The 1733-nt window shown below is 33.9% G+C and carries 3 protein-coding genes; all 3 read right to left on the bottom strand.

Annotated elements, in window-relative coordinates; translation table 11 throughout:
- Positions 1-35 precede the first annotated feature (35 nt).
- Positions 36-206: a helix-turn-helix transcriptional regulator gene (locus WBM60_RS16965; RefSeq protein WP_424283379.1), complete on the bottom strand. Its 171-nt coding sequence runs from the start codon at positions 204-206 to the stop codon at positions 36-38.
- 299 nt (positions 207-505) lie between these two features.
- Positions 506-652 (bottom strand): DUF1214 domain-containing protein, encoded by a 147-nt coding sequence (locus tag WBM60_RS16960; protein ID WP_424283380.1) that lies wholly within the window; start codon positions 650-652, stop codon positions 506-508.
- Positions 653-714: 62 nt separating this feature from the next.
- Positions 715-1733 (bottom strand): hypothetical protein (locus WBM60_RS16955; RefSeq protein WP_424283378.1); only part of this gene is annotated, 1019 nt, incomplete at its 5' end.

The raw sequence follows: 1733 nt of genomic DNA, 5'->3' as shown, positions 1-1733 counted from the left end.
ATAGGGAACAGCATCATTTCGATGCATCAAGCAGGTTAGATGTAGCTCAATTCAGTTGCGCGTTGAGAAATTGATATTCGATTGTGCACTTCCCATTTTTGACCAATATTATAGCTGTGTTTTTTTACAGTACCCACTGAAACAAATAGGGTATCGTCAATTTCTTTAGTTCTAAACCCTTGCGACATCAACCGCACAACATCCATTGCACTTAAACCCGGATTAAGTGATAAAAAAAAGGTGTAGAAACTACACCTTTTTTAACACTAAACTAACCAATGAAATGTAATCTGAAGCCTTTTTAATAGCCGCTTCAAGCCTTACTTTTGTTGCTGTATAGTCAGCATTTTATTTTGCTTTAATTTTAGACTGTTTTATTCGTTTATATCTACACTATTAGTACTTAACTGATGCTGTATCTATGACACTTTAGTAATAAAAAAAGTATGTCTTTAAATGTCTTGAATCCAAATAACTAGTCAATCAATTTAAAATCACTTAATACCTATGTTTTTTGAATGTATCCTTCTAGTGGACCATAGAAACGGAACACGACAAAAAATCCTTTTTCAGGATCTGTTTTGATCCAGTTGTTTTTTAGTTTTTTGTCTTTCGGTATTTCCGCTCCAAAATGTAGCTCAGCGAAGCTAATTTATTTTGTTTTTTGTTTCCACGTATTTCCTAGAGCTTACAAATAAGATATAGCTTAATACTCTAAAAACCAAACCTGTATTGCAGTCCTGTCATAAAAAACTTTTGACCAGAACGATAGCCATATTCGGCTCTAAACATATAGTGTTTAGATATTTCAAAATTAAATCCGATCTGTGTACTCCAGTTATTAACAATCTCTTTTCTAATATTATAATTTATGGCATCAGAGTTTTCTACACGATCTTTTGCGCCGGTAAGTCTCTCGTCTCTGGCATATAATTCGGTTAGTTTTTCATCTCTCCCAGGTGTGGCAGCTGGCAAGCTCTCCCAAAATTCAATCTGCTCGCTATTTATTTCTGTTAAACCGTCAATTGCTTGTATAATGCCTTCATCTAATTCGGGTACTGCGAGAGATCCCGTATTATTCTCCTTGTTCAAAAAATTACGATACATGGCTCCAATATAAACGGACAGTTTCATGTCATTTCTAAAGCTTATTATTCTTCCTATACGAGCTGAACCGACAAAGAAGGTAACTGTTTGTTCCAAAAGATCTGATGATGACCACGTTATATTACCATCTGCACTAATAAAATAATCCTTATATCCATAAACTCCTGTAGCTCCAATTCCAAAAGAATTTGTAGTAAATGTAACTTCTGGCACATCAATTGGATTTTCAAGCGTTCTTATCTCCTTAATATTTCCATTTGGACCTAAACCACTCTCGGTAACTTGCGGTTGAAAGGATACTTTTGTAGATCCCTGATTTCTTGAATATAGACCATAAAAATTTAAAAATGGTAATATCCAGGCATCCGCTCTTACATTAACTCCATTTGCAGTTGCAACGGTTTCAGTAAAATTCAAGGTTTCTGGATTAATAATATCATCCAGATTTTCACCATCAAAAAAATTCATACTAAACTCTGTTAATTCTAGAGTCATTTGATTATATACATAGTTAACATTAAAACCAAATGGCAGTTGCAATTCAATATTTCTATCAGCAACTTTTTGTCCCCAAATTGGAAGTACATAAGGATAATCTTTTTTAACAGTTGTAGAGTCTTGCTCGG

The organism is Eudoraea sp. (genome assembly GCF_049669105.1).
Lineage (GTDB): Bacteria > Bacteroidota > Bacteroidia > Flavobacteriales > Flavobacteriaceae > Eudoraea.
The sequence above is the reverse complement of the archived record's forward strand: the minus strand, read 5'-3'. Positions and strand labels throughout refer to the sequence as shown.

Coding starts and splice junctions, on each gene's coding strand:
- WBM60_RS16965 (WP_424283379.1), bottom strand. CDS start 206: ATGGATGTTGTGCGGTTGATGTCGCAAGGGTTTAGAACTAAAGAAATT.